Origin of the sequence: Pseudomonas sp. TH31 (genome assembly GCF_016650815.1) — a bacterium.
In the GTDB taxonomy this organism is placed as follows: Bacteria; Pseudomonadota; Gammaproteobacteria; order Pseudomonadales; family Pseudomonadaceae; genus Aquipseudomonas.
Window position 1 is genome coordinate 467431 of record NZ_JAEKEZ010000033.1, and the last position, 20268, is coordinate 487698.

A 20268-nucleotide genomic window follows, 5' to 3' on the forward strand; every position below is an offset into this window, starting at 1 on the left:
AAAGGCGTCTTCTTACAGGCCGGAAAGGCCAAGGGCGGGATCGATTCCATCGAGTACATCGGCCAGAGCCTTGGCCTTGTCAGCAATCTGTTTGCGCTGCTCGGCGCTGACCGTGTCGTAGCTGGCGTAGCCAACCTTGACCTTGAAGCCGTCGAGTTCGACGTCGAAAGCGGTGAGGGCGGCGTCGATTTTCGGCAGTAAGTCGGCGGCGGACTTGGCCAGCAATGGCCGCAGCAGGTCGACGACTTTGCGTGCAACATCGAGGTTGGCGGCAAAACCGTTGAGGTCGGTATGGCTGTAACGTTCTTCTTCACCGCTGCTGGCGCGCACTTCGGCGATGCTGTTGAGGTTGCGCACCACAATGCTCACCAATTGCTCCGGCGGCAGCGACTGGACGAGCAATTGCTGTTTGAGCGTGGTGATGTCGATGATCAATTGCACGGCCACCGGCGCCAGGGCGTCGAGTTTGCGTTGCTGGAACAGCGCGTATTCGAGGCGGTGGAAGCCGACGAAGGCCGGATCCCGTTCGCGCTTTTCGAAGTAATCGGCGCGGGCGTTGACCGGATTGTCCAGCTCCGCCAGGCGCTGGGCGGCCGGGGCGATCCGTTGGTAAGCGGCGCGGGCCGGCACATAAAGAGCCTGGGCCTGGCTCAGATCGCCGGCTTCGATGGCTTGCTCAAGGGCCGTCACGGCTTTGATCAGCGCGCTGCTCTGGCTGTTCAGGTACACACGGAATTCCGACAGCGGACCAATAAACGCGAGCATCGATGGGCGCGCCCTGGCGGCGGCATCGGAGGCGGCAGTCGGGGTCACGTGCAAGATGCCGCGCGGGTTACTCAATAAGCCGCAGGTGATCGCGTAGTCGCCGGGCGCCAGGTTGGCATTAATCACCTGGCTCAGGCCGGGCGCAATGTTTTCCCGTTCTTCGAGCACCAGCACACCGTCGAGGATTTCCCATTCCACGGCACGGTCCGAGCGGTTGACGATGCGGAAACTGCTGCGGCCGGCCGGGACCGTCAGCGCATTCGGTTCGCAACTTTTAGGGTGAATGTTCACCACCACTTCGTCATGGTTGGTCTGGCGCTTGGCGGCGGCCATTTTCGAGGCGTAGTAGAACAGGCCACCGGCGGCGATCATCACGATCACCGAACCGGCCACCGCCCAGCGCAACGCGCGGGGAGGGGAAGCCACGGGAGGAGTAGGCGTTGACATGAAAGCCCTTACTGGCTGGAAACGGAAGATGATTGCTTGGCGGGCGCGGCAGCCGGGAGGAAGAACATCACCAGCGCCACCACCAGATAAATCAGATACGCCCCGAGGGAGCTGACGGTCGGCGCGTCCTGGTAACCGAACATGCCGGCCAGCACCGAGCCCAGCGAGCCGTCCATCGGCAGCGTGGCGCTGAAGTCGAAGAGCACGGTTTGCAGGTGATTCCAGACGCCCGCTTCATGCAGCGCTTGCACCGAGTTGGAGAGGATGCCGGCGGCGACCACCAGAATGAACAAGCCGGTCCAGCGGAAAAACGCGCCGAGGTTCAGGCGCATGCTGCCGGTGTAGATCAGGAAACCAACGATGATCGCCAGGATCAGGCCGAGCAGGGCGCCGATCGGTGCGGCCGGCCCTTCACTCTGCTGGAACACCGCGAGCAGGAAGAACACCGTTTCCAGACCTTCCCGGGCCACGGCGAAAAACACCATGGCGATCAGCGCGGTGACCTGGTGCCTGGAGCCGGCCAAGGCGTGATCGAGAGAGACGTGCAGGGAATGCTTGATCGAACGCGCGACTTTGCGCATCCAGAACACCATCGAACTGAGGATGCCGACAGCCACCAAACCGACGATGCCTTCGAACAGTTCCTGTTGTTTCTGCGGGAATTCGGCGCTCATGAGTTCCAGGCCACCACCGACCAGCAAGGCCAGCGCAGCGGCGAGGAACACGCCGATCCACACGGCAGGCATCCACTGGCCGCGGCCGGTTTGCTTGAGGTAGCTGGCGATGATGCCAACGATCAGCGCGGCTTCAATGCCTTCGCGCAGCATGATCAGAAAGGGAACAAGCATTCAGCACCGTGGTGTTGTTAGAGAGGATGCTAATTTGTAACATAATGACACTCATTCTCAAACAAGTCTGATTGACTTTTATCTGAACCTAAGCTGAACGGCTCAAAAGATCACCTCGTGTTGTAGGAGCAAGGCTTGCCCGCGATGAACGATGACGCGGTCCGACAGCAGGACCGCATCGCCTCAATCGCGGGCAAGCCTTGCTCCTACGGAATTGATGCACCGTGCGCTAATATGCCGCGACACAAATAGAACAAGGCTCACCCCGCTCAATGTCGGAAAAAGACACCATCGCCATTCAACTGGTGCGCGAAGCATTGTTGCAAAGCTGTGCTCCAGGCGCGGTCACCGAAGAGGTGTTGCACAAGGTCGGCATCGATCCGGCGCTGTTGAACTCGCCCGACGCCCGAGTCCCGGCCACCGCGTATGCACGGTTGTGGCGTCTGCTGGCCCGGCGCGGAGACGATGAGTTTTTCGGCATGGACCCACGCCAGCTCAAATCCGGCAGCCTGGAATTTCTCTGCCGCTGCGCCATGGTCCAGCCGAATCTGGCTGCCGGCCTGACCTCGGGCCTGAGCTTTCTGTCGCTGATGCTCGAACACCTGCCAGCGCAACTGGTGCGCCAGCAAAGCCTGGCCGAAATCGTCTTGCTGGAAGATGAGCAGGACCCGTGCCGGGCCTTTGCCTATTTCACCTACTGGATGATTGTCCATGGCGTCGCCTGTTGGCTGGCGGGGCGCAGGATTCCGATTCTGGCCATCGAACTGCGCTGTCCGGCGCCGGATTTTTGCGATGACTATCAGGTGATGTTTTCCGAGAACCTGCGCTTCGACCGCCCGCGCACGCGGATGATTTTCGCCGCTGATTACCTGGACTTGCCGATCAAGCGCAGCCCGGAAGAACTTAAACGGTTCCTGGCCCATGCTCCGGCCAATATCCTGGTCAAATACCGCGCCCCGGAAAGCCTGGCCAGCCGGATCAAACACGACCTGCGGCAACTGCCCGCCGAGCAATGGCCGGAAACCGAGGCTTTGGCCCAGCAACTGTGCATGTCGGCCTCGACCCTGAGGCGGCGTCTGGCTGAAGAAGGGCAGACCTGGCAGGGGCTGAAGGACAGCGTGCGCAAGGAGTTGGCCATCGTTTGGCTGGCCGAACCTTCGATCAGCTTTGCCGAGATTGCGGCGCGACTGGGGTTTGCCGATACGAGTTCGTTCTATAAGGCGTTTCGCAAGTGGTCGGGGACCAATCCGGGGCATTACCGGTGTTTGATTCTTAACGAGGCGAACTAACGGAGTTCGTCCCCCGTAGGAGCTGCCGAAGGCTGCGATCTCTTGATCTTGTTTTAAGGTCAAGATCAAGAGATCGCAGCCTTCGGCAGCTCCTACATGAAGCCCGTAGATATCGATCTTGGCCAAACCAGTCACGCAACTTGATAGCTTTGACCATTGCCCCACTCACCGCGCAGAGTGAGTATTCCTGTGTTAATTACGGTTCCCCCAACCTAATAAAAATACAGAGGGATTCTGGCAATGCGCGATTACTTGTCTGCTACATCGCAGTTCGATTATCTGCACACCGTGGAGGCCGCACTCGCCGGCGATTTGACCGCGCTTAACGCCTGCGTCGAATGTTGCGACCGTCACGCGTTGCCAGGTCGCATCGCGCTGTTCTGGGAGGGTCGCGACGGCGCAAGCGCGACATTCACCTTCAGCGATTTGCAGGACAAGGCTGCGCGTTTCGCCAATTTTCTCCTGGCCCAGGGCGTGCAGAAGGGCGACAAGGTTGCCGGCCTGCTGCCACGCAACATTGAATTGCTGATCACCGTGTTCGCCACCTGGCGCATCGGCGCGGTCTATCAGCCGCTGTTTACCGCATTCGGCCCGAAAGCCATCGAACACCGCTTGAACAGCTCCGATGCCAAAGTGGTCGTGACTGACGCGGTCAATCGTTCGAAACTCGCTGAAGTCGCCGATTGCCCAACCATCGTCACCGTTGGCGGCGCCAAAGGGCAGGGGATCGTCCGTGGCGACTACAGCTTCTGGGCCGAACAGGCCAATTATTCTTCCGTGTGTGAACCGGTACTGCTGAGCGGTGAAGACCCGTTCCTGCTGATGTTCACCTCGGGCACGACCGGCCCGTCGAAAGCACTGTCGGTTCCGCTTAAAGCCATCGTCGCCTTCCAGAGTTACACCCGCGACGCCGTGGATTTGCGCCCGGAAGATGCATTCTGGAACGTTGCCGATCCGGGCTGGGCCTACGGCATCTACTTCGGCGTGACCGGGCCGATGTCGATGGGGCACCCGATCACCTTCTACGATGGTCCGTTCACCCTCGAAAGCACCTGCCGGGTGATCAACAAATACAACATCACCAACCTGACCGGCTCGCCGACCGCTTACCGCCTGCTGATAGCCGGTGGCAACGAATTCGCTCGCTCGATCAAAGGCAAGCTGCGCATCGTCAGCAGCGCTGGCGAGCCGCTGAACCCGGAAGTAATCCGCTGGTTCGCCGACAACCTCGACGTGGTTATCCACGACCACTACGGCCAGACCGAGCTCGGCATGGTCCTGTGCAACCACCACGGCCTGGAGCATCCGATCCACATGGGCGCCGCCGGTTTTGCCTCGCCGGGCCATCGGATTGTGGTGCTCGACGATGGCTACAACGAACTGAGCGTCGGCCAGCCGGGCATTCTGGCCATCGACCGCACCCAGTCGCCGATGTGCTGGTTCAACGGCTATGAAGGCGCGCCGACCAAAGCCTTTGTCGGCAACTATTACCTGAGCGGCGACACCGTCGAGTGGAACCCGGACGGCAGCATCAGCTTCGTCGGCCGTAGCGACGACGTAATCACCACTTCCGGCTACCGCGTAGGCCCGTTCGACGTGGAAAGTGCGTTGATCGAACACCCGGCTGTGATCGAAGCGGCGGTGGTCGGCAAGCCCGACCCGGAGCGCACCGAACTGGTGAAAGCCTTCGTGGTAATTGGCGAGCAATACCGCGCCACGCCGGAACTGGCCGAAGAACTGCGCCAACACGTGCGCAAGCGCCTGGCCGCGCACACGTACCCCCGTGAAATAGAATTTGTCAGTGAATTGCCGAAAACCCCAAGCGGCAAATTGCAGCGCTTTATCTTGCGCAACCAGGAAATCGCCAAGGCACAAGAGGCCGCGGCTCACAAAGCTTCTGCTTGAATCGAAGGACACAATGATGCAGATCGAAAACAAGGTTTTTCTCGTCACCGGCGGTGCGTCGGGCCTCGGTGCCGCCACCGCTGAAATGCTGGTGGCCGCCGGTGCCAAGGTGATGCTGGTGGACATGAACGCCGAGGCCGTCGCGGCTCAGGCTGTACGTCTCGGCGCACACAGCGTCGTGGCGGACATCAGCAACGAAGCCGCTGCCGAAGCCGCCGTCGCCGCGACAGTGAAAGCCTTTGGCGGCCTGCATGGTCTGGTGAACTGCGCCGGCATCGTCCGTGGCGAGAAGATCCTCGGCAAGACCGGCCCGCACGCCTTGGCCAGTTTCAGCCAGGTGATCAACGTCAACCTGATCGGCAGCTTCAACATGCTGCGCCTGGCCGCTGCGGCCATTGCTGAAACGGAAGCGGACGTCGATGGCGAGCGCGGCGTGATCATCAACACCGCGTCGGCGGCGGCCTACGACGGGCAGATTGGCCAGGCGGCATATGCCGCGTCCAAAGGCGCGATTGTCAGCCTGACCTTGCCCGCTGCCCGTGAACTGGCGCGCTTCGGCATCCGCGTGATGACCATCGCCCCGGGCATCTTCGAAACCCCGATGATGGCCGGCATGACCCCGGAGGTCCGCGCGTCCCTGGCTGCTGGCGTACCGTTCCCGCCGCGTCTGGGCAAGCCGGGCGAGTATGCCGCGCTGGTCAGGCATATCATTGAAAACAGCATGCTCAACGGCGAGGTGATCCGTCTCGACGGTGCCTTGCGTATGGCCGCCAAGTAAGGAGCAATTGTCATGAGCCTTTCCAACGATCCGATTGTTATTGTCAGCGCCGTCCGCACCCCGATGGGCGGCTTCCAGGGCGAACTGAAAAGCCTGACCGCACCGCAACTCGGCGCCGCCGCGATTAAAGCCGCCGTCGAGCGTGCCGGTGTGGCGCCTGATGCGGTTGAAGAAGTGTTGTTCGGCTGCGTGCTGTCCGCAGGTTTAGGCCAGGCCCCGGCACGTCAGGCCGCACTGGGCGCAGGCCTGGATAAATCGACCCGCTGCACCACCCTGAACAAGATGTGCGGCTCGGGGATGGAAGCGACCATTCTGGCCCACGACATGCTGGTCGCCGGCAGCGCCGACGTGGTGGTCTGCGGTGGCATGGAAAGCATGTCCAGCGCGCCGTACCTGCTGGACCGTGCTCGCAGCGGTTATCGCATGGGCCACGGCCGGGTGCTCGATCACATGTTCCTCGATGGCCTGGAAGATGCCTACGACAAGGGCCGCCTGATGGGGACCTTCGCCGAAGATTGCGCCGAGGCCAACGGTTTCACCCGTGAAGCCCAGGATGCGTTTGCGATCGCTTCGACGACTCGCGCCCAACAAGCGATCAAGGACGGCAACTTCAAGGCTGAAATCGTGCCGGTGACCGTCACCGTCGGCAAAGAACAGGTGCTGATCAGCAATGACGAACAGCCACCGAAAGCCAAACTCGACAAGATCGCCTCGCTGAAACCGGCGTTCCGCGAGGGTGGCACTGTCACGGCGGCCAACTCCAGCTCAATCTCCGACGGCGCGGCGGCATTGGTGTTGATGCGTCGATCCGAAGCGCAGAAGCGCAGCCTCAAGCCATTGGCGGTGATTCACGGCCACGCCGCGTTTGCCGATACGCCGGGCCTTTTCCCGGTGGCACCGGTGGGTGCGATCAAGAGGCTTATGAAGAAAACCGGCTGGTCCCTGGACGAAGTCGAGTTGTTCGAGGTGAACGAAGCGTTCGCCGTGGTCAGTCTGGTGACCATGAGCAAATTGGAAATCCCCCACGAGAAGGTCAACGTCCACGGCGGCGCCTGCGCGTTGGGCCACCCGATTGGTGCGTCCGGTGCGCGAATCCTCGTGACGTTGCTCTCGGCCCTGCGCCAGAAAGGCCTGACACGCGGCGTTGCAGCGATCTGCATTGGCGGCGGTGAAGCCACGGCCATGGCCGTGGAATGCCTGTATTGATGCTGCCCCCCTGTAGGAGCATGGCTTGCCCGCGATGGCTATCTCAAGGGCGCCATCGCGGGCAAGCCATGCTCCTACAAGAGCAGGGTGCATTCAGGCTCATTTTTAAGGATTCAGCATGATTCCCAATGACGAACAACTGCAGATCAGCGAAGCGGCCCGGCAATTCGCCCAGGAACGGCTGAAACCGTTCGCCGCCGAATGGGACCGCGAGCATCGTTTCCCGAAAGAAGCCATCGGCGAAATGGCCGAGCTGGGCTTCTTCGGCATGCTGGTGCCGGAAGAGTGGGGCGGTTGCGACACCGGTTACCTGGCGTACGCCATGGCCCTGGAAGAAATCGCTGCGGGCGACGGCGCGTGCTCGACGATCATGAGCGTGCACAACTCGGTGGGTTGCGTGCCGATCCTCAAATACGGCACCGACGATCAGAAGGAGCGCTTCCTAAAACCACTGGCCAGCGGCTCGATGCTCGGCGCCTTTGCGTTGACCGAACCGCAAGCAGGCTCCGACGCCAGTGGCCTGAAAACCCGCGCCCGGCTGGAAGGCGATCACTACGTACTCAACGGCTGCAAACAGTTCATCACCTCCGGGCAGAACGCCGGGGTGGTGATTGTCTTCGCCGTCACTGACCCGAGTGCCGGCAAACGCGGGATCACCGCACTGATCGTGCCCACCGATTCGCCGGGTTACAAAGTCGCGCGGGTCGAGGACAAACTCGGCCAGCACGCTTCCGATACTTGCCAGATTCTCTTCGACGACGTGAAGGTCCCGGTGGCCAACCGCTTGGGTGAGGAGGGCGAAGGTTACCGAATCGCCCTGGCCAACCTTGAAGGTGGCCGTGTCGGCATCGCCTCGCAATCGGTGGGCATGGCCCGCGCCGCGTTCGAAGCCGCCCGTGACTACGCCCGCGAGCGCGAGAGTTTCGGCAAACCGATCATCGAACATCAAGCTGTCGCGTTCCGCCTGGCGGACATGGCGACCCAAATCGCCGTCGCCCGGCAGATGGTGCATTACGCTGCCGCGTTGCGTGACAGCGGCAAACCGGCCTTGGTCGAAGCCTCGATGGCCAAGCTGTTCGCCTCGGAAATGGCCGAGAAGGTTTGCTCCGCCGCGTTGCAAACCCTGGGCGGTTACGGTTACCTGAACGACTTTCCGCTGGAGCGGATCTACCGCGACGTGCGGGTGTGCCAGATCTACGAAGGCACCAGCGATATCCAGCGCATGGTAATTTCGCGCAATCTTTGAGAGGACCCCCGTAGGAGCTGCCGAGTGAAACGAGGCTGCGATCTTTTGATCTTGATCTTAAAAACAAGATCAAAAGATCGCAGCCTCGTTTCACTCGGCAGCTCCACAGAGATCGAGCCTTATGCAAAACAGGAGTTATTTATGAGCTACGAAACGATTTTGCTGGAAACCCATGGTCGTGTAGGCCTGATTACCCTCAACCGTCCGCAAGCCTTGAACGCGTTGAACGCGCTGATCGTCAGTGAACTGAACCACGCCCTCGATGGCCTGGAAGCAGATTCGAACATCGGCTGCATCGTGCTGACCGGCTCGAAAAAAGCCTTCGCCGCCGGTGCCGACATCAAGGAAATGGCGGAGCTGACCTACCCGCAAATCTACCTCGACGACCTGTTCAGCGACAGCGATCGCGTGGCCAACCGCCGCAAGCCGATCATCGCCGCGGTCAACGGCTTCGCCCTCGGCGGTGGCTGTGAACTGGCGCTGATGTGCGACTTTATCCTGGCCGGCGATAACGCGAAATTTGGCCAGCCGGAAATCAACCTCGGCGTGCTGCCGGGCATGGGCGGCACCCAACGCCTGACCCGCGCCGTGGGCAAGGCCAAGGCCATGGAAATGTGCCTCAGCGGCCGCCTGATCGATGCGGTGGAAGCGGAGCGTTGCGGGATTGTCGCGCGGATCGTGCCGGCGGATGAGTTGCTGGAAGAAGCGCTGAAAGTCGCGGCGCTGATTGCCAGGAAGTCGTTGCCGATTGCGATGATGGTCAAGGAAAGCGTGAACCGGGCGTTTGAAGTCAGCCTGTCAGAAGGCGTGCGCTTTGAACGTCGGGTGTTCCATGCGGCGTTTGCGACGCAGGACCAGAAGGAAGGGATGGCGGCGTTTATCGCCAAGCGTGAGGCCGAGTTCCAAGGCAAGTAATTCGTCTGCTACCAAAAGATCGCAGCCTGCGGCAGCTCCTACGGGTTCGCGTTCAATCCCGCTCATCGGGGTGAACGCGGTCCTTGTAGGAGCTGCCGAAGGCTGCGATCTTTGCTTTTAAATCAGGTAATTCTTGAGTTCGCGGGCAATCACCATCCGCTGTATCTCGCTCGACCCTTCATAAATCTGGGTAATCCGTGCATCCCGGTAGTAACGCTCCACCGGGTAATCCTCCAGATACCCATACCCGCCATGAATCTGCATCGCCGAAGAACAGACCTTCTCGGCCATTTCCGACGCAAACAATTTGGCCTGTGAAGCCTCCGACAGACACGGCTTGCCGGCACTGCGCAACCGCGCAGCATGCAGGATCAGCAAGCGTGCGGCGTTCAACCGCGTGTGCATGTCCGCCAGCATATTGGCAATGCTCTGGTGTTCATTGATCGGCTTGCCGAACTGCACCCGATCCCTGGAATAGGCCAGCGCCGCTTCAAACGCCGCCCGCGCAATGCCCAACGCTTGCGCGGCGATGCCGATGCGGCCGCCTTCGAGGTTGGAGAGGGCGATGGCCAGGCCTTTGCCGCGATCACCCAGCAGGTTGGCTTCGGGGATCGTGCAATTGCTCAGGGTCACCGCGCAGGTATCGGAGGCGCGAATGCCCATTTTGTGTTCAGTGCGATCAACGATAAAACCAGCGGTATCGGTCGGCACCAGGAACGCCGAGATGCCTTTCTTGCCCAGGTCCGGATCGGTCACGGCAAACACAATCGCCAGTTTCGCCCGCTTGCCGTTGCTGACGAATTGCTTGGCGCCATTGATCACCCACTGGCCATCCCGCAGTTCGGCGCGGGTGCGCAGGTTGTGGGCTTCGGAACCGGCTTGCGGTTCGGTCAGGCAAAAGCAGCCGATGGCCTGACCGCTGGCCAGGTCCGGCAACCAGGTTTTTTCTGCTCTTCAGTGCCGTAATTGAGCACCGGCCCGCAACCCACGGAGTTGTGGATGCTCATCAACGCGCCAGTAGCGCCGTCGCCCGCCGAAATCTCTTCTACGGCCAAGGCGTAGGCGACGTAATCAACATAGGTGCCGCCCCACTCCTCGGGCACCACCATGCCCAGCAGGCCCAGTTCACCCATCTTCGCCACCAGAGCGTCATCGATCCAGCCAGCCTTTTCCCAGGCTTGCGCGTGGGGCGCGATTTCGCCACGGGCAAAATCCGGGCCATGTCGCGGATCATCACTTGCTCTTCGCTCAATTCGATATCGTGCATGGCTCAGCTCCCGCTCTGCTCAAAACCTGTGAAGAAACTCTCGACGTGCTCGGCGTGCAACGCCTGCAGGGTCGGCGGGTTCCAGCGCGGGTTCTTGTCTTTGTCGATCAGCAAGGCGCGCACGCCTTCGATCAGGTCGCCGCGCTCGAACCACTGGCGGTCCAGGTGCAGCTCCAGGGCAAAGCATTGTTCAAGGCTCAAGTGGCGACCGCGACGGAGCATTTCCAGGGTCACGCCCATGGCCAGCGGCGAACGGCTTTCCAGCAGATCGGCGGTGGTTTTCGCCCACTCGTGGCTGTCGGCGACGGTCACTTCGCGCAGTTGTTCCACCATACTCGCCACGTCCGGCAGGGCGAAGAAGTGGTCGATGGCCGGGCGCAGCGCAATCAATGGCGCGTCAGGCAGTTGCTGTGCGGCGAGTTTGGCCAGCACACCTTGCAGGTCCTTGAGTGGTGTTTCGTGCCATTGGAGGTGATCGAGTTGCTCGTCCAGGGTGCCAAGTTTGTCGCTTTCCAGGTACCAGTCGGCCAAGCCGCAATACAGCGCATCGGCGGCGCGGATCTGCACGCCGCTGACACCGAGGTATATCCCCAGTTCGCCAGGAATCCGCGGCAGGAAGTAGCTGCCGCCAACGTCCGGGAAGTAACCGATGGCCACTTCCGGCATCGCCAGGCGACTGCACTCGGTCACCACCCGCATATCCGCGCCTTGCACCAGGCCCATGCCGCCGCCCAGAACAAAGCCGTCCATCAAGGCGAGGACCGGTTTGCAGTAATTGTGGATAGCGAGGTCCAGGGCGTATTCCTCGACGAAGAAGTCTGCGTGCAGGGTGTCGCCGTTTTTATAACTGTCGTACAGCGAGCGGATGTCGCCACCGGCACAGAAAGCTTTCTCACCAGCGCCGCGCAGCACCACCGCGTTGACCTGTGAATCCTCGGCCCAGGCGTCGAGCTGGTTCTGCAGGCGGCGGACCATGTCCAGGGTGAGGGCGTTGAGGCCGGCGGGGCGATTGAGGGTCAGGTGACCGATGTGGTTGCGAACCTCGGCCAGCACTTCGTTTGCCGTGGCGTCCCTGGCTTGAGCCTGCGGAGATGAAACCTGAGCAGTCATCGATAACTCCCTGCTTTTATTGTTCTTTATAGAGAAGCTCGCGCGCGTTGCGCGCGAGCAATGCTGGATCGTATCAGTGCAAATTTGTGATGTACAACCCGGATAACTGCAGGTTGTGTATGCATTTTTACCTTAAGGCAAGATCAAAAGATCGCAGCCTTCGGCAGCTCCTACAGGTTAGGTGTTCGCACGTAATAATGTGGCGAATGCTGATCCCGTAGGAGCTGCCGAAGGCTGCGATCTTTGATCTTCGGCACCCACGACCGATTCGGCTGCCAATGCCCCTCGTTCAGCACACTTAAGCTGTCTGAACAAGGACTTACGACACCTGACCCACCCCGGCAATTGGCATTCTGGCGTCCCTGCCCATAAAAGCGGCCTGGCCGCGATAACTCCAAATAATCCGGGACTCTAGAAGATGAAGATCAAATGGCTGACCTTGCCGGCATTGGCTTTGCTGTGCTGCACCACCGGCGCCAACGCCAAAGAATGGAAAGAGCTGCGTTTCGGCGTCAACCCAAGCTACCCACCCTTTGAATCGACCACCGCTGATGGCGGCGTGCAAGGCTTTGGCGTGGATCTGGGCAATGCGATCTGCGCCGAGTTGAAGCTGACCTGCGTCTGGGTCAGCAATGACTTCGACGGGCTGATCCCGGCGCTGAAGGCCGGCAAGTTCGACGCCATCGAATCGTCGATGACCGTCACCGAAGCGCGCAAGAAACAGATCGACTTCACCGATCGTTTGTACGCCGGTCCGACCGCCATTGTCACCCGCAAGGATTCCGGCTTGCTGCCGACTGCCGAGTCGCTGCGCGGAAAAACCATCGGCTATATGCAGGGCACCATCCAGGAAACCTACGCCCGGGCCAAACTGGCACCTGGCGGCGTGAAACTGCGCGCTTACCAGAATCAGGATCAGGTCTACGCCGACCTGGTGTTCGGGCGCCTCGACGCGTCGATCCAGGACAAGATGCAAGCGCAAATGAGCTTTCTGACTTCACCTCAAGGTGCTGACTTCAAGAACAGCGAAGGCATCAGCGACCCGTTGGTGCCGTCGGACATCGCCATCGGCATCCGCAAGGACAACGAAGAACTCAAAGGCATGCTCAATGCCGCCATCAAGGCCCTGCACGACAAGGGCATCTACGCACAGATCCAGCAGAAGCATTTCGGCGATCTGGACCTCTACAACAACTGATCCTCGCGCCCCGAGCGCTGTGCCGAAGTAACCGGCGCAGCGCTTCAACGTGGGCGCCTCAAGACAGGTGACTGGCGTGAATTCCTTCCTGAATCTGATCGGGCTCGATGTTTCGGCCCTGCAAGGCTATGGCCCATTGTTGCTGCACGGCACCTGGGTCACCCTGAAATTATCGGCGCTGTCGCTGTTGGTGAGCATGGCGTTAGGGCTACTCGGGGCGGCGGCCAAGCTGTCGCCGCTCAAGTTGTTGAACCTGCCGGCGACGTTTTACACGACGCTGATCCGTGGCGTGCCGGACCTGGTGCTGATGCTGTTGATTTTCTACAGCCTGCAAGGCTGGCTCAGCAGCCTGACCGAAGCGATGGGCTGGCCGTACATGGAAATCGATCCGTTCGTGGCCGGGATCGTCACCCTCGGTTTTATCTACGGCGCGTATTTTACCGAGACCTTTCGCGGCGCAATCCTCAGCGTGCCTCGTGGCCAGCAGGAGGCTGCGGCGTGTTTCGGTTTGAACCGCTGGCAGCGTTTCCGCTTTGTGGTGTTCCCGCAAATGATGCGGTTCGCCTTGCCGAGCCTGGGCAACAACTGGCTGGTGCTGCTCAAGGCCACGGCGCTGGTGTCGATCATCGGGCTGTCGGACCTGGTCAAAGTCGCCCAAGAGGCGGGCAAGAGCACCTTTAACATGCTCGATTTCCTGCTGCTGGCGGCGGCGCTGTACTTGCTGATCAGCAGCGCCTCGAACTATGTCCTGCGGGTGCTGGAGCGCCACTATAACCAAGGCGTGCGGGGGATGGCGCGATGATCGAGTTGATTGCCGAATACTGGAAACCCTTTCTGTTCAGCGACGGCTACAGCCTGACCGGGTTGACCATGACCTTGTGGTTGCTGGTGGCGAGCATCGTGATGGGGTTCTTCCTGTCGTTGCCGCTGGCAATCCTGCGCACCTCGCGCTGGGGCCTGTTGCGCTGGCCGGTTCAACTGTTCACTTACGTGTTTCGCGGCACGCCGCTGTATATCCAGTTGCTGATTTGCTACAGCGGGATCTATGGCATCGCGGTGGTGCGTTCGCAACCGTTGCTCGAAGCGTTTTTCCGCGACGCGATGAATTGCACCTTGCTGGCGTTCACCCTCAACACCTGCGCCTACACCGTGGAAATTTTCGCCGGGGCGATCCGCAGCATTCCCTACGGTGAAATCGAGGCTGCCCACGCCTATGGCTTGAGTGGCTGGCGCTTGTATCTGCGGCTGATCCTGCCCTCGGCGTTGCGTCGGGCGCTGCCGTATTACAGCAACGAAGTGATCCTGATGTTGCACGCTACATCGGTGGCGTTCACCGCGACCATCCCGGACATCCTCAAAGTCGCCCGGGATGCAAATGCCGCGACCTTCATGACCTTTCAGGCATTCGGCATCGCCGGGTTGCTGTACCTCGCGATGTCGTTCGGCCTGGTCGGGGCATTTCGCCTGGCGGAAAAGCGCTGGCTGAACTTCCTCGGTCCCGCTCACTAATTTATTTGTCCAGCGCTGCGCCGTAACTGGCGCGGTGGCAGGAGAGGTTTGCATGAACAAACTGACGGTCGAAAACCTGTTTAAACGCTTCGGTGACAATGAAGTGCTCAAAGGCGTCTCGTTGAACGCACGGGCAGGGGACGTGGTGAGCATGATTGGCGCCAGCGGCTCGGGCAAAAGCACCATGCTGCGCTGCATCAACTTTCTGGAACGGGCGGACGAAGGCGCCATCGAACTGGACGGCGAACGCATCGTCACCCGCCCCGGCATCGGTGGCATGCGCGTCGCCAATCCGGCACAGTTGCAGCGCCTGCGCACGCGGCTGGCGATGGTGTTCCAGCATTTCAATTTGTGGAGTCACCTGACTGTGCTGGAAAACATTATCCTGGCGCCGTGTCGGGTGCTCGGGGTTAGCCGCAAAGCGGCTGAAGAAAGTGCTCGTGCCTATCTGGACAAGGTCGGTTTGCCGCAACGGGTCGCCGATCAATACCCGGCGTTTCTCTCGGGTGGTCAGCAACAACGGGTGGCGATTGCCCGGGCCCTGGCGGTGGAACCGGAGATTCTGTTGTTCGACGAGCCGACCTCGGCCCTCGACCCGGAACTGGTGGGGGAAGTACTGAAGGTGATTCAGGCGCTGGCCGAAGAAGGCCGGACCATGTTGATGGTGACCCACGAAATGGGCTTCGCCCGGCAGGTGTCCACTCAAGTGTTGTTCTTGCACCAGGGGCGGGTTGAGGAGCAGGGTGATGCGACTATCCTCGATCAGCCAGGCAGTGAACGTTTGCAGCAATTTTTATCAGGCCGTTTGAAGTGAGAGACGTACATGGCGGATATCCGCGATCTGTCGATCGTACTTGATCGTATCGATCAAGCCATCATCGAAGTGCTGCGACACGAAGGGCGCATCACCTATCAAAAGCTTTCCGAGCGCGTGCACCTGACCCCCAGGCCTTGCCTGGAACGGGTGCGCAAACTGGAACAGCTCGGGGTTATTCGCGGGTACGGGGCGATTCTCGACGAAAAGAAACTGACGCCGGGGCTGTCGCTGCTGGTGTTGGTGGCGTTGTCGAACCAGAGCGGGCGGGCGGCGCAGAAGGCCTTTGAAGCCAAGGTTCGGGCGTGCCCGCAGGTGCTGGAGTGTCGGTTGATCAGCGGCGCGTTTGATTACAGCCTGCGGATGCGCTGCCGGGATATGGAGCACTACCGGGTGCTGACCGAGGTCTGGTTTGATGATCCGGATCTGCACATCGACAAGTTGGTGAGCCATCCGGAGTTGGCGATGGTCAAGACCACGATGGAATAGACGTTTACAGCAAAATAAAGATCAAGGGCAAGATCAAGATCAAAAGATCGCGGCCTTCGGCAGCTCCTACGCGCCTGTGGGCGCTGCCGAAGGCTGCGATCTTTTGATCTTGCCCCTCGCCGAATCGGCTGACGCACACAAGATCTTCAGCCGTTTCCATCACCCGTAACCCCCTTATCAACCGGGTTTTTCCCCCGTCGAAACAGACAATGAGCCTCTCTCAACCCTCATTGAATCTGTGCCCATGCAAACCACCAATACCGTTTTGATGATTCGCCCGACACGTTTCTCCTTCAATCAGGATACGGCGGCGAATAACCGTTTCCAGCGCCCGGCTCAAATCTCTGAAGACGTCCAGCTCAAGGCCTTGCAAGAGTTCGATGGCTACGTCGCCGCACTGCGCGGGCACGGCGTTGAAGTGCTGGTGCACAACGACGCCGAAGCGCCGCACACCCCGGATTCGATCTTCCCCAACAATTGGTGGAGCAGCCACCCCGACGGCACGCTGGTGCTGTACCCGATGCAGGGCCACAACCGGCGGCTGGAGCGGGACAAAGGTGTGCTCGACTGGTTGCGGGATGAGTACCGGGTGGAACAGTTCCTCGATTTGTCCAGCCTTGAACAGCAGGACGTGTTTCTCGAAGGCACCGGCAGCATGGTGCTGGATCGTCAGCAACGGATTTGCTACGCCGGTTATTCCACCCGCACCCACGCCAAAGCGTTGGATCAGGTGGTCAGTCATCTGGGTTACGAGTTGTGTGCGTTCAACGCGATGGACCGTCAGGGCGTCGCGATTTACCACACCAACGTGATGATGAGCGTCGGTACCCGCCTGGCCATCGTCTGCCTGGCCTCGGTCACGAACCCCGACGAACGCCTGGCCCTGCGCTCGCGACTGGAAGACAGCGGCAAGCGGGTCATCGCTCTCGACTGGGCGCAGCTGGAATCCTTCGCCGGCAACATGCTGGAAGTCCACAACGCGGCGGGCGAGCCGCTGCTGGTGATGTCGCGCACAGCCTGGCAATCGCTGGATAGCGCTCAACAGCGCTTGATCGAAACCCACACCACGCCGCTACCGGTAAACATCGACACCATCGAACGCATCGGCGGCGGCAGTGCGCGCTGCATGTTGGCCGAGGTGTTCCTGCCCAAACAACGAGCACTCAAGGAGCACCAGCGATGATCGTCCGTCCCGCCACTCCCAATGATTTACCGACACTCCTGGCCCTGGCCCATAGCGCCGGTACTGGTTTGACCACGTTGCCCGCCGATGCCGCACGTTTGCGCCAGCGCCTGGAATGGGCGGCGAAAACCTTTGCCGGCGACGCTGAACGTGCCGACGCCGATTACCTGTTTGTGCTGGAAAACGATGCCCATGAAGCAATCGGCATCTGCGCCCTGGCCGGTGCCGTCGGCCTGCGCGAGCCTTGGTACAACTATCGTCTTGGGTTGTTTGTGGCAGCCTCGAAAAACCTCGGGATCAATCAGCAGTTGCCGACGCTGTTCCTCGGCAACGACATGACCGGGCATTCGGAGCTGTGTTCGCTGTTCCTGCACGCCGATCACCGTAGCGGCCTCAATGGTCGTTTGCTGTCCAAGGCGCGGTTTTTGTTTCTGGCGGAGTTTCGTGAGAAGTTTGGCGATAAGGTCATCGCCGAGATGCGCGGCTACTCGGACGACGAGGGCATTTCACCGTTCTGGGAAGGTTTGGGGCGGCACTTTTTCAAGATGGATTTTGCTGATGCCGACTACCTGACCGGGCTGGGTAACAAGACCTTTATCGCCGAACTGATGCCCAAGTTCCCGTTGCCGACCTGCCTGTTGCCGGAAGCGGCGCGGTCAGTGATTGGCCGAGTGCATCCGAACACCGAACCGGCGCTGGGCATGCTCAAGGCTGAAGGGTTTGAGCATCGGGACTACATCGACATCTTTGACGGCGGGCCGTTGATTGAATGCGCTACCGGGGATATTCGGGCGGTGCGCGATAGCCAGGTGCTGCAACTGAGCATTGGTACGCCAGGGGAGCAAGCGGCGACTTATTTGATTCATAACCGCCAGTTTGCTGACTGCCGGATTACCGCGGCAACGGCGCGAGTGGCGGCGGGGACGTTGATTGTGGATGCGCAAACGGCTAAGGCGTTGGGGGTGAGCGTGGGGAGCTCGGTGCGGGCAGTGAGTTTGGCGGTGCCGGTGCGGCAACAGTCTGCAGCCTAGATCAAAAGATCGCAGCCTTCGGCAGCTCCTACAGGATCGGGGTCGCACTCGGTCAATGTAGGAGCTGCCGAAGGCTGCGATCCTTTGATCTTCAAGGCTTGGCAGAAAATACATCACCAATGCTGCGCCGCTTGGCGTGCAGTTCACTGGCATGGATCAGCTGTTCAAGGTCTTGCGGCGTAACGTCGATGAAGGCTTCCATATCCGCCAGCGCAAGTTTCAAATCCTCGGCGGTAATGGCCTGGCTATCCGCCAACGGTATCACCGGCACTGGTTCGGCGGGCCGTTTGGGATAACGAATGCTCGTCAGGTTGTTGTACGCCAACGCGCTGAGCAGCATCGCCGAAGCGCTGAGCATTACCGGGCCGAGGGCTTTCCAGTCCAGGGCGATGGTTGCCGGGTCGGCTAACACCAGCAGCAGTGCCAACGCCCCGGCGGGCGGGTGCAAGCAACGCAGCCAGCACATCAAAATCAACGCCATGCCTGCCGCGAGGCACGCGCTGCCCAGGGTTCGTCCGAGCACATGAGCAACCAGCAGTGAAATAACTCCGGCGCTCAAGTAACCACCCAGAATCGACCACGGCTGGGCGAGGGCACCGGAGGACACGGCGAACAACAGCACCGCCGACGCACCCAGCGGACCGACCAAGTGCTGCGCCACTTCAATGCCGAACACCTGGCTGCACAACCAGACGCTAAACAGTGTGCCCAGGGACATGCCGATGGCAGCACGGCTCCATTCCGAGGGGCGGGTATTGATGGCGGCAGGTAACCAGCGTGCGAGCATGATGACAATCGATCCGTTGACAGAACCCTTGACCCAAAAACATGAGCCAAAAAAGGCTTAGCTGGGAAACCCAGAAAGCCCTTGAAGTTGTCCCAACTATTGGGGGAGGAACGGGCACAGTGTGCCGTTCATTCCCGATGCTGACAAATTCATATTAATGCAGTTTCAGTGCATTATTTTTGCAGTATCGCCACCCGCCGGCCGGCCATGAAGCACAGGGTTCCGCCCATCGCGGTCAGTGCGCAGAGGGCGTAGAACATTGTCGGCGCCGGGGTATGCATCAATAGAAATCCGCAGATCACCGGGCTCAAGGCACCACCCAGCGCCGCGAGGTTTTGCGCACCGTAGTAACTGCCGCGCAGGTCTTCCGGTGCCAGGGTGTCGACGAAGAGGAATTCCGCCGGGTAAATGATCATTTCACCGAGGGTGAAAATGAACATCGCCACACACCAGCTCACCAGACCATCGGCCAGGCTGAAACCGATCAACCCGACAATGAACAGGCTGGTACCGCCGGCAATCCAGTAGCGCAGTTGCTCACGTTTGAGGAAGCGGCCGATCTGGTATTGCAGCAGGATCACGCTGATAGCGTTGCAGGCGAGCAGGGCGGCCATGGTTTGCAGGGCGCGTTTGGAATCGTGGGTCACCAGCAGGTATTGCGACAGGTACAAGGTGAAACGGCCGTGGACCACGGTGCTGAACAGGCAGCCGCAGGTAAACATGATCAAGGTGCGGTCGTTCTTGAGGGTGGTCAGGGTCTTGAGAAAACTCTGGGGCTGGCCAAGGGTGGTTGTTTGCGCCGGGTCTTTTGGAATCCCGCTCATCAAGAAAATACTGAAAAAGGCAATACCACCGGCAATCAGGAACGGCGCTATCGGGTACACCCCGGCGATCACCACGCCGAGCATGGGACCTGTGGCGTAGCCGATATTGGTCAAGGTATAGCGCAGGGAAAACGCCTTGGCCCGTTGGCCCATGGGCAGGTTTTCGCTGAGAATCGCTTTTGAGCCGATCAGGAACAATGCCGAAGCGGTTTCGGTGATCACCAGGGTGGCGGTGGTCAGGTACAGGTTCTGGGCGAAGGTCAGCAGCACAAAGCCGATGGCGCTGGAGAGCATGGCCAGGATCAACAGCCGACGCTTTTCCAGACGGTCGATGATGTAACCACCGTAGAGGGCGAGCAGGGTGGCGATGAACACCGCGATGCCCAGCAGCAGACCAACGTCCTGCTGGTTGAGACCAAGCTTGTTGCTCAGGAATAGTGTGAGCAACGGGCTGGTGATGGCGCGGCTGACGACGATGGTCAGCGAGCAAATCATCAATCGGCGGATAACGAGCGAGTAAGTGGCCACGGTGGTGCGGATGTCCTTATTCAGATGTTGTTGTGTTCGGCGCCATACCATGTCGTCTCCATTCGCGGGCAAACCGCGCTCCTACAGGTGCGCGCTAACCCTGTAGGAGCGCGGCTTGCCCGCGAAGAG

19 protein-coding genes and 1 pseudogene are annotated in these 20268 nt (G+C 60.3%); 13 read left to right on the plus strand and 7 right to left on the minus strand.

Translation table 11 applies throughout. The features are described 5' to 3' along the window. Positions 1-12: 12 nt before the first annotated feature. Positions 13-1212: an iron uptake system protein EfeO gene (gene efeO, locus JFV26_RS27860; RefSeq protein ID WP_201196823.1), complete on the minus strand. Its 1200-nt coding sequence runs from the start codon at positions 1210-1212 to the stop codon at positions 13-15. Positions 1213-1220: 8 nt separating this feature from the next. Then, the gene (efeU, locus tag JFV26_RS27865; protein ID WP_201196825.1) at positions 1221-2060 is read right to left on the minus strand and encodes an iron uptake transporter permease EfeU; all 840 of its coding nucleotides are present in this window, start codon (positions 2058-2060) and stop codon (positions 1221-1223) included. A gap of 272 nt (positions 2061-2332) precedes the next feature. Between efeU and JFV26_RS27870 the strand changes: the two genes are divergently transcribed. From JFV26_RS27870 to JFV26_RS27895, 6 genes are all read left to right on the plus strand, one after another. Then, complete coding sequence (locus JFV26_RS27870; RefSeq protein ID WP_201196826.1) at positions 2333-3349, plus strand: AraC family transcriptional regulator; 1017 nt, start codon at positions 2333-2335, stop codon at positions 3347-3349. A 240-nt stretch (positions 3350-3589) separates the two neighbouring features. After that, complete coding sequence (locus JFV26_RS27875; RefSeq protein WP_201196828.1) at positions 3590-5254, plus strand: AMP-binding protein; 1665 nt, start codon at positions 3590-3592, stop codon at positions 5252-5254. Between the two features lie 16 nt (positions 5255-5270). Further along, positions 5271-6032 (plus strand): SDR family NAD(P)-dependent oxidoreductase, encoded by a 762-nt coding sequence (locus JFV26_RS27880; RefSeq protein ID WP_201196830.1) that lies wholly within the window; start codon positions 5271-5273, stop codon positions 6030-6032. A gap of 12 nt (positions 6033-6044) precedes the next feature. After that, positions 6045-7238, plus strand: coding sequence for an acetyl-CoA C-acyltransferase (locus tag JFV26_RS27885; protein ID WP_201196832.1), 1194 nt, complete (start codon positions 6045-6047; stop codon positions 7236-7238). A gap of 118 nt (positions 7239-7356) precedes the next feature. Further along, positions 7357-8484 carry an acyl-CoA dehydrogenase gene (locus tag JFV26_RS27890; RefSeq protein WP_201196834.1) on the plus strand — a complete coding sequence of 376 codons (1128 nt, stop codon included), beginning with the start codon at positions 7357-7359 and terminating at the stop codon, positions 8482-8484. Between the two features lie 141 nt (positions 8485-8625). Then, positions 8626-9399 carry an enoyl-CoA hydratase gene (locus JFV26_RS27895; RefSeq protein WP_201196836.1) on the plus strand — a complete coding sequence of 258 codons (774 nt, stop codon included), beginning with the start codon at positions 8626-8628 and terminating at the stop codon, positions 9397-9399. Between the two features lie 117 nt (positions 9400-9516). Here the strand turns inward: JFV26_RS27895 and JFV26_RS27900 are convergent. Beyond that, a pseudogene (locus JFV26_RS27900) lies at positions 9517-10666 on the minus strand (acyl-CoA dehydrogenase family protein). 3 nt (positions 10667-10669) lie between these two features. After that, positions 10670-11776: an enoyl-CoA hydratase/isomerase family protein gene (locus JFV26_RS27905; protein WP_201196837.1), complete on the minus strand. Its 1107-nt coding sequence runs from the start codon at positions 11774-11776 to the stop codon at positions 10670-10672. Positions 11777-12194: 418 nt separating this feature from the next. Between JFV26_RS27905 and JFV26_RS27910 the strand changes: the two genes are divergently transcribed. The 5 genes from JFV26_RS27910 (at position 12195) to JFV26_RS27930 (ending at position 15786) form a co-directional block, all read left to right on the plus strand. After that, positions 12195-12974 carry a transporter substrate-binding domain-containing protein gene (locus JFV26_RS27910; protein WP_201196839.1) on the plus strand — a complete coding sequence of 260 codons (780 nt, stop codon included), beginning with the start codon at positions 12195-12197 and terminating at the stop codon, positions 12972-12974. 76 nt (positions 12975-13050) lie between these two features. Then, entirely contained in the window at positions 13051-13776 is a 726-nt protein-coding gene (locus JFV26_RS27915) for an ABC transporter permease subunit (protein ID WP_201196841.1), read from the plus strand. Further along, complete coding sequence (locus tag JFV26_RS27920) at positions 13773-14483, plus strand: ABC transporter permease (protein WP_201196842.1); 711 nt, start codon at positions 13773-13775, stop codon at positions 14481-14483. Before JFV26_RS27915 ends, JFV26_RS27920 begins: the two co-directional genes overlap by 4 nt. Positions 14484-14535: 52 nt before the next feature. Beyond that, positions 14536-15297, plus strand: a complete 762-nt coding sequence (locus JFV26_RS27925) for an ABC transporter ATP-binding protein (protein WP_201196844.1) — start codon at positions 14536-14538, stop codon at positions 15295-15297. Between the two features lie 9 nt (positions 15298-15306). Beyond that, complete coding sequence (locus JFV26_RS27930) at positions 15307-15786, plus strand: Lrp/AsnC family transcriptional regulator (protein WP_007974731.1); 480 nt, start codon at positions 15307-15309, stop codon at positions 15784-15786. Positions 15787-15790: 4 nt separating this feature from the next. Here the strand turns inward: JFV26_RS27930 and JFV26_RS27935 are convergent, their stop codons facing one another. After that, positions 15791-15946 carry a hypothetical protein gene (locus tag JFV26_RS27935; protein WP_201196846.1) on the minus strand — a complete coding sequence of 52 codons (156 nt, stop codon included), beginning with the start codon at positions 15944-15946 and terminating at the stop codon, positions 15791-15793. An 84-nt stretch (positions 15947-16030) separates the two neighbouring features. Between JFV26_RS27935 and ctlX the strand changes: the two genes are divergently transcribed. Beyond that, positions 16031-16969, plus strand: coding sequence for a citrulline utilization hydrolase CtlX (ctlX, locus tag JFV26_RS27940; RefSeq protein ID WP_201196847.1), 939 nt, complete (start codon positions 16031-16033; stop codon positions 16967-16969). Continuing rightward, positions 16966-18000: an arginine N-succinyltransferase gene (gene astA, locus JFV26_RS27945; protein WP_201196849.1), complete on the plus strand. Its 1035-nt coding sequence runs from the start codon at positions 16966-16968 to the stop codon at positions 17998-18000. The genes ctlX and astA overlap by 4 nt, the downstream gene beginning before the upstream one ends. Before the next feature lie 91 nt (positions 18001-18091). On the opposite strand, the gene JFV26_RS27950 is transcribed toward astA, so the two are convergent. Then, the gene (locus JFV26_RS27950; protein ID WP_201196851.1) at positions 18092-18787 is read right to left on the minus strand and encodes an HPP family protein; all 696 of its coding nucleotides are present in this window, start codon (positions 18785-18787) and stop codon (positions 18092-18094) included. Positions 18788-18960: 173 nt separating this feature from the next. Next, on the minus strand, positions 18961-20139 hold the full coding sequence (locus tag JFV26_RS27955; RefSeq protein ID WP_201197017.1) for an MFS transporter: 1179 nt from the start codon (positions 20137-20139) through the stop codon (positions 18961-18963). Between the last annotated feature and the right edge of the window lie 129 nt (positions 20140-20268).

What these genes read in the sequence shown, in the direction of transcription:
- JFV26_RS27885 (WP_201196832.1), top strand. Translation starts at nt 6,045, where the DNA reads ATGAGCCTTTCCAACGATCCGATTGTTATTGTCAGCGCCGTCCGCACC.
- JFV26_RS27870 (WP_201196826.1), top strand. Translation starts at nt 2,333, where the DNA reads ATGTCGGAAAAAGACACCATCGCCATTCAACTGGTGCGCGAAGCATTG.
- JFV26_RS27895 (WP_201196836.1), top strand. Translation starts at nt 8,626, where the DNA reads ATGAGCTACGAAACGATTTTGCTGGAAACCCATGGTCGTGTAGGCCTG.
- JFV26_RS27880 (WP_201196830.1), top strand. Translation starts at nt 5,271, where the DNA reads ATGCAGATCGAAAACAAGGTTTTTCTCGTCACCGGCGGTGCGTCGGGC.
- JFV26_RS27935 (WP_201196846.1), bottom strand. Translation starts at nt 15,946, where the DNA reads ATGGAAACGGCTGAAGATCTTGTGTGCGTCAGCCGATTCGGCGAGGGG.
- JFV26_RS27925 (WP_201196844.1), top strand. Translation starts at nt 14,536, where the DNA reads ATGAACAAACTGACGGTCGAAAACCTGTTTAAACGCTTCGGTGACAAT.
- astA (WP_201196849.1), top strand. Translation starts at nt 16,966, where the DNA reads ATGATCGTCCGTCCCGCCACTCCCAATGATTTACCGACACTCCTGGCC.
- efeU (WP_201196825.1), bottom strand. Translation starts at nt 2,060, where the DNA reads ATGCTTGTTCCCTTTCTGATCATGCTGCGCGAAGGCATTGAAGCCGCG.
- JFV26_RS27930 (WP_007974731.1), top strand. Translation starts at nt 15,307, where the DNA reads ATGGCGGATATCCGCGATCTGTCGATCGTACTTGATCGTATCGATCAA.
- JFV26_RS27890 (WP_201196834.1), top strand. Translation starts at nt 7,357, where the DNA reads ATGATTCCCAATGACGAACAACTGCAGATCAGCGAAGCGGCCCGGCAA.
- JFV26_RS27905 (WP_201196837.1), bottom strand. Translation starts at nt 11,776, where the DNA reads ATGACTGCTCAGGTTTCATCTCCGCAGGCTCAAGCCAGGGACGCCACG.
- JFV26_RS27910 (WP_201196839.1), top strand. Translation starts at nt 12,195, where the DNA reads ATGAAGATCAAATGGCTGACCTTGCCGGCATTGGCTTTGCTGTGCTGC.
- JFV26_RS27875 (WP_201196828.1), top strand. Translation starts at nt 3,590, where the DNA reads ATGCGCGATTACTTGTCTGCTACATCGCAGTTCGATTATCTGCACACC.
- ctlX (WP_201196847.1), top strand. Translation starts at nt 16,031, where the DNA reads ATGCAAACCACCAATACCGTTTTGATGATTCGCCCGACACGTTTCTCC.
- JFV26_RS27920 (WP_201196842.1), top strand. Translation starts at nt 13,773, where the DNA reads ATGATCGAGTTGATTGCCGAATACTGGAAACCCTTTCTGTTCAGCGAC.
- JFV26_RS27950 (WP_201196851.1), bottom strand. Translation starts at nt 18,787, where the DNA reads ATGCTCGCACGCTGGTTACCTGCCGCCATCAATACCCGCCCCTCGGAA.
- efeO (WP_201196823.1), bottom strand. Translation starts at nt 1,212, where the DNA reads ATGTCAACGCCTACTCCTCCCGTGGCTTCCCCTCCCCGCGCGTTGCGC.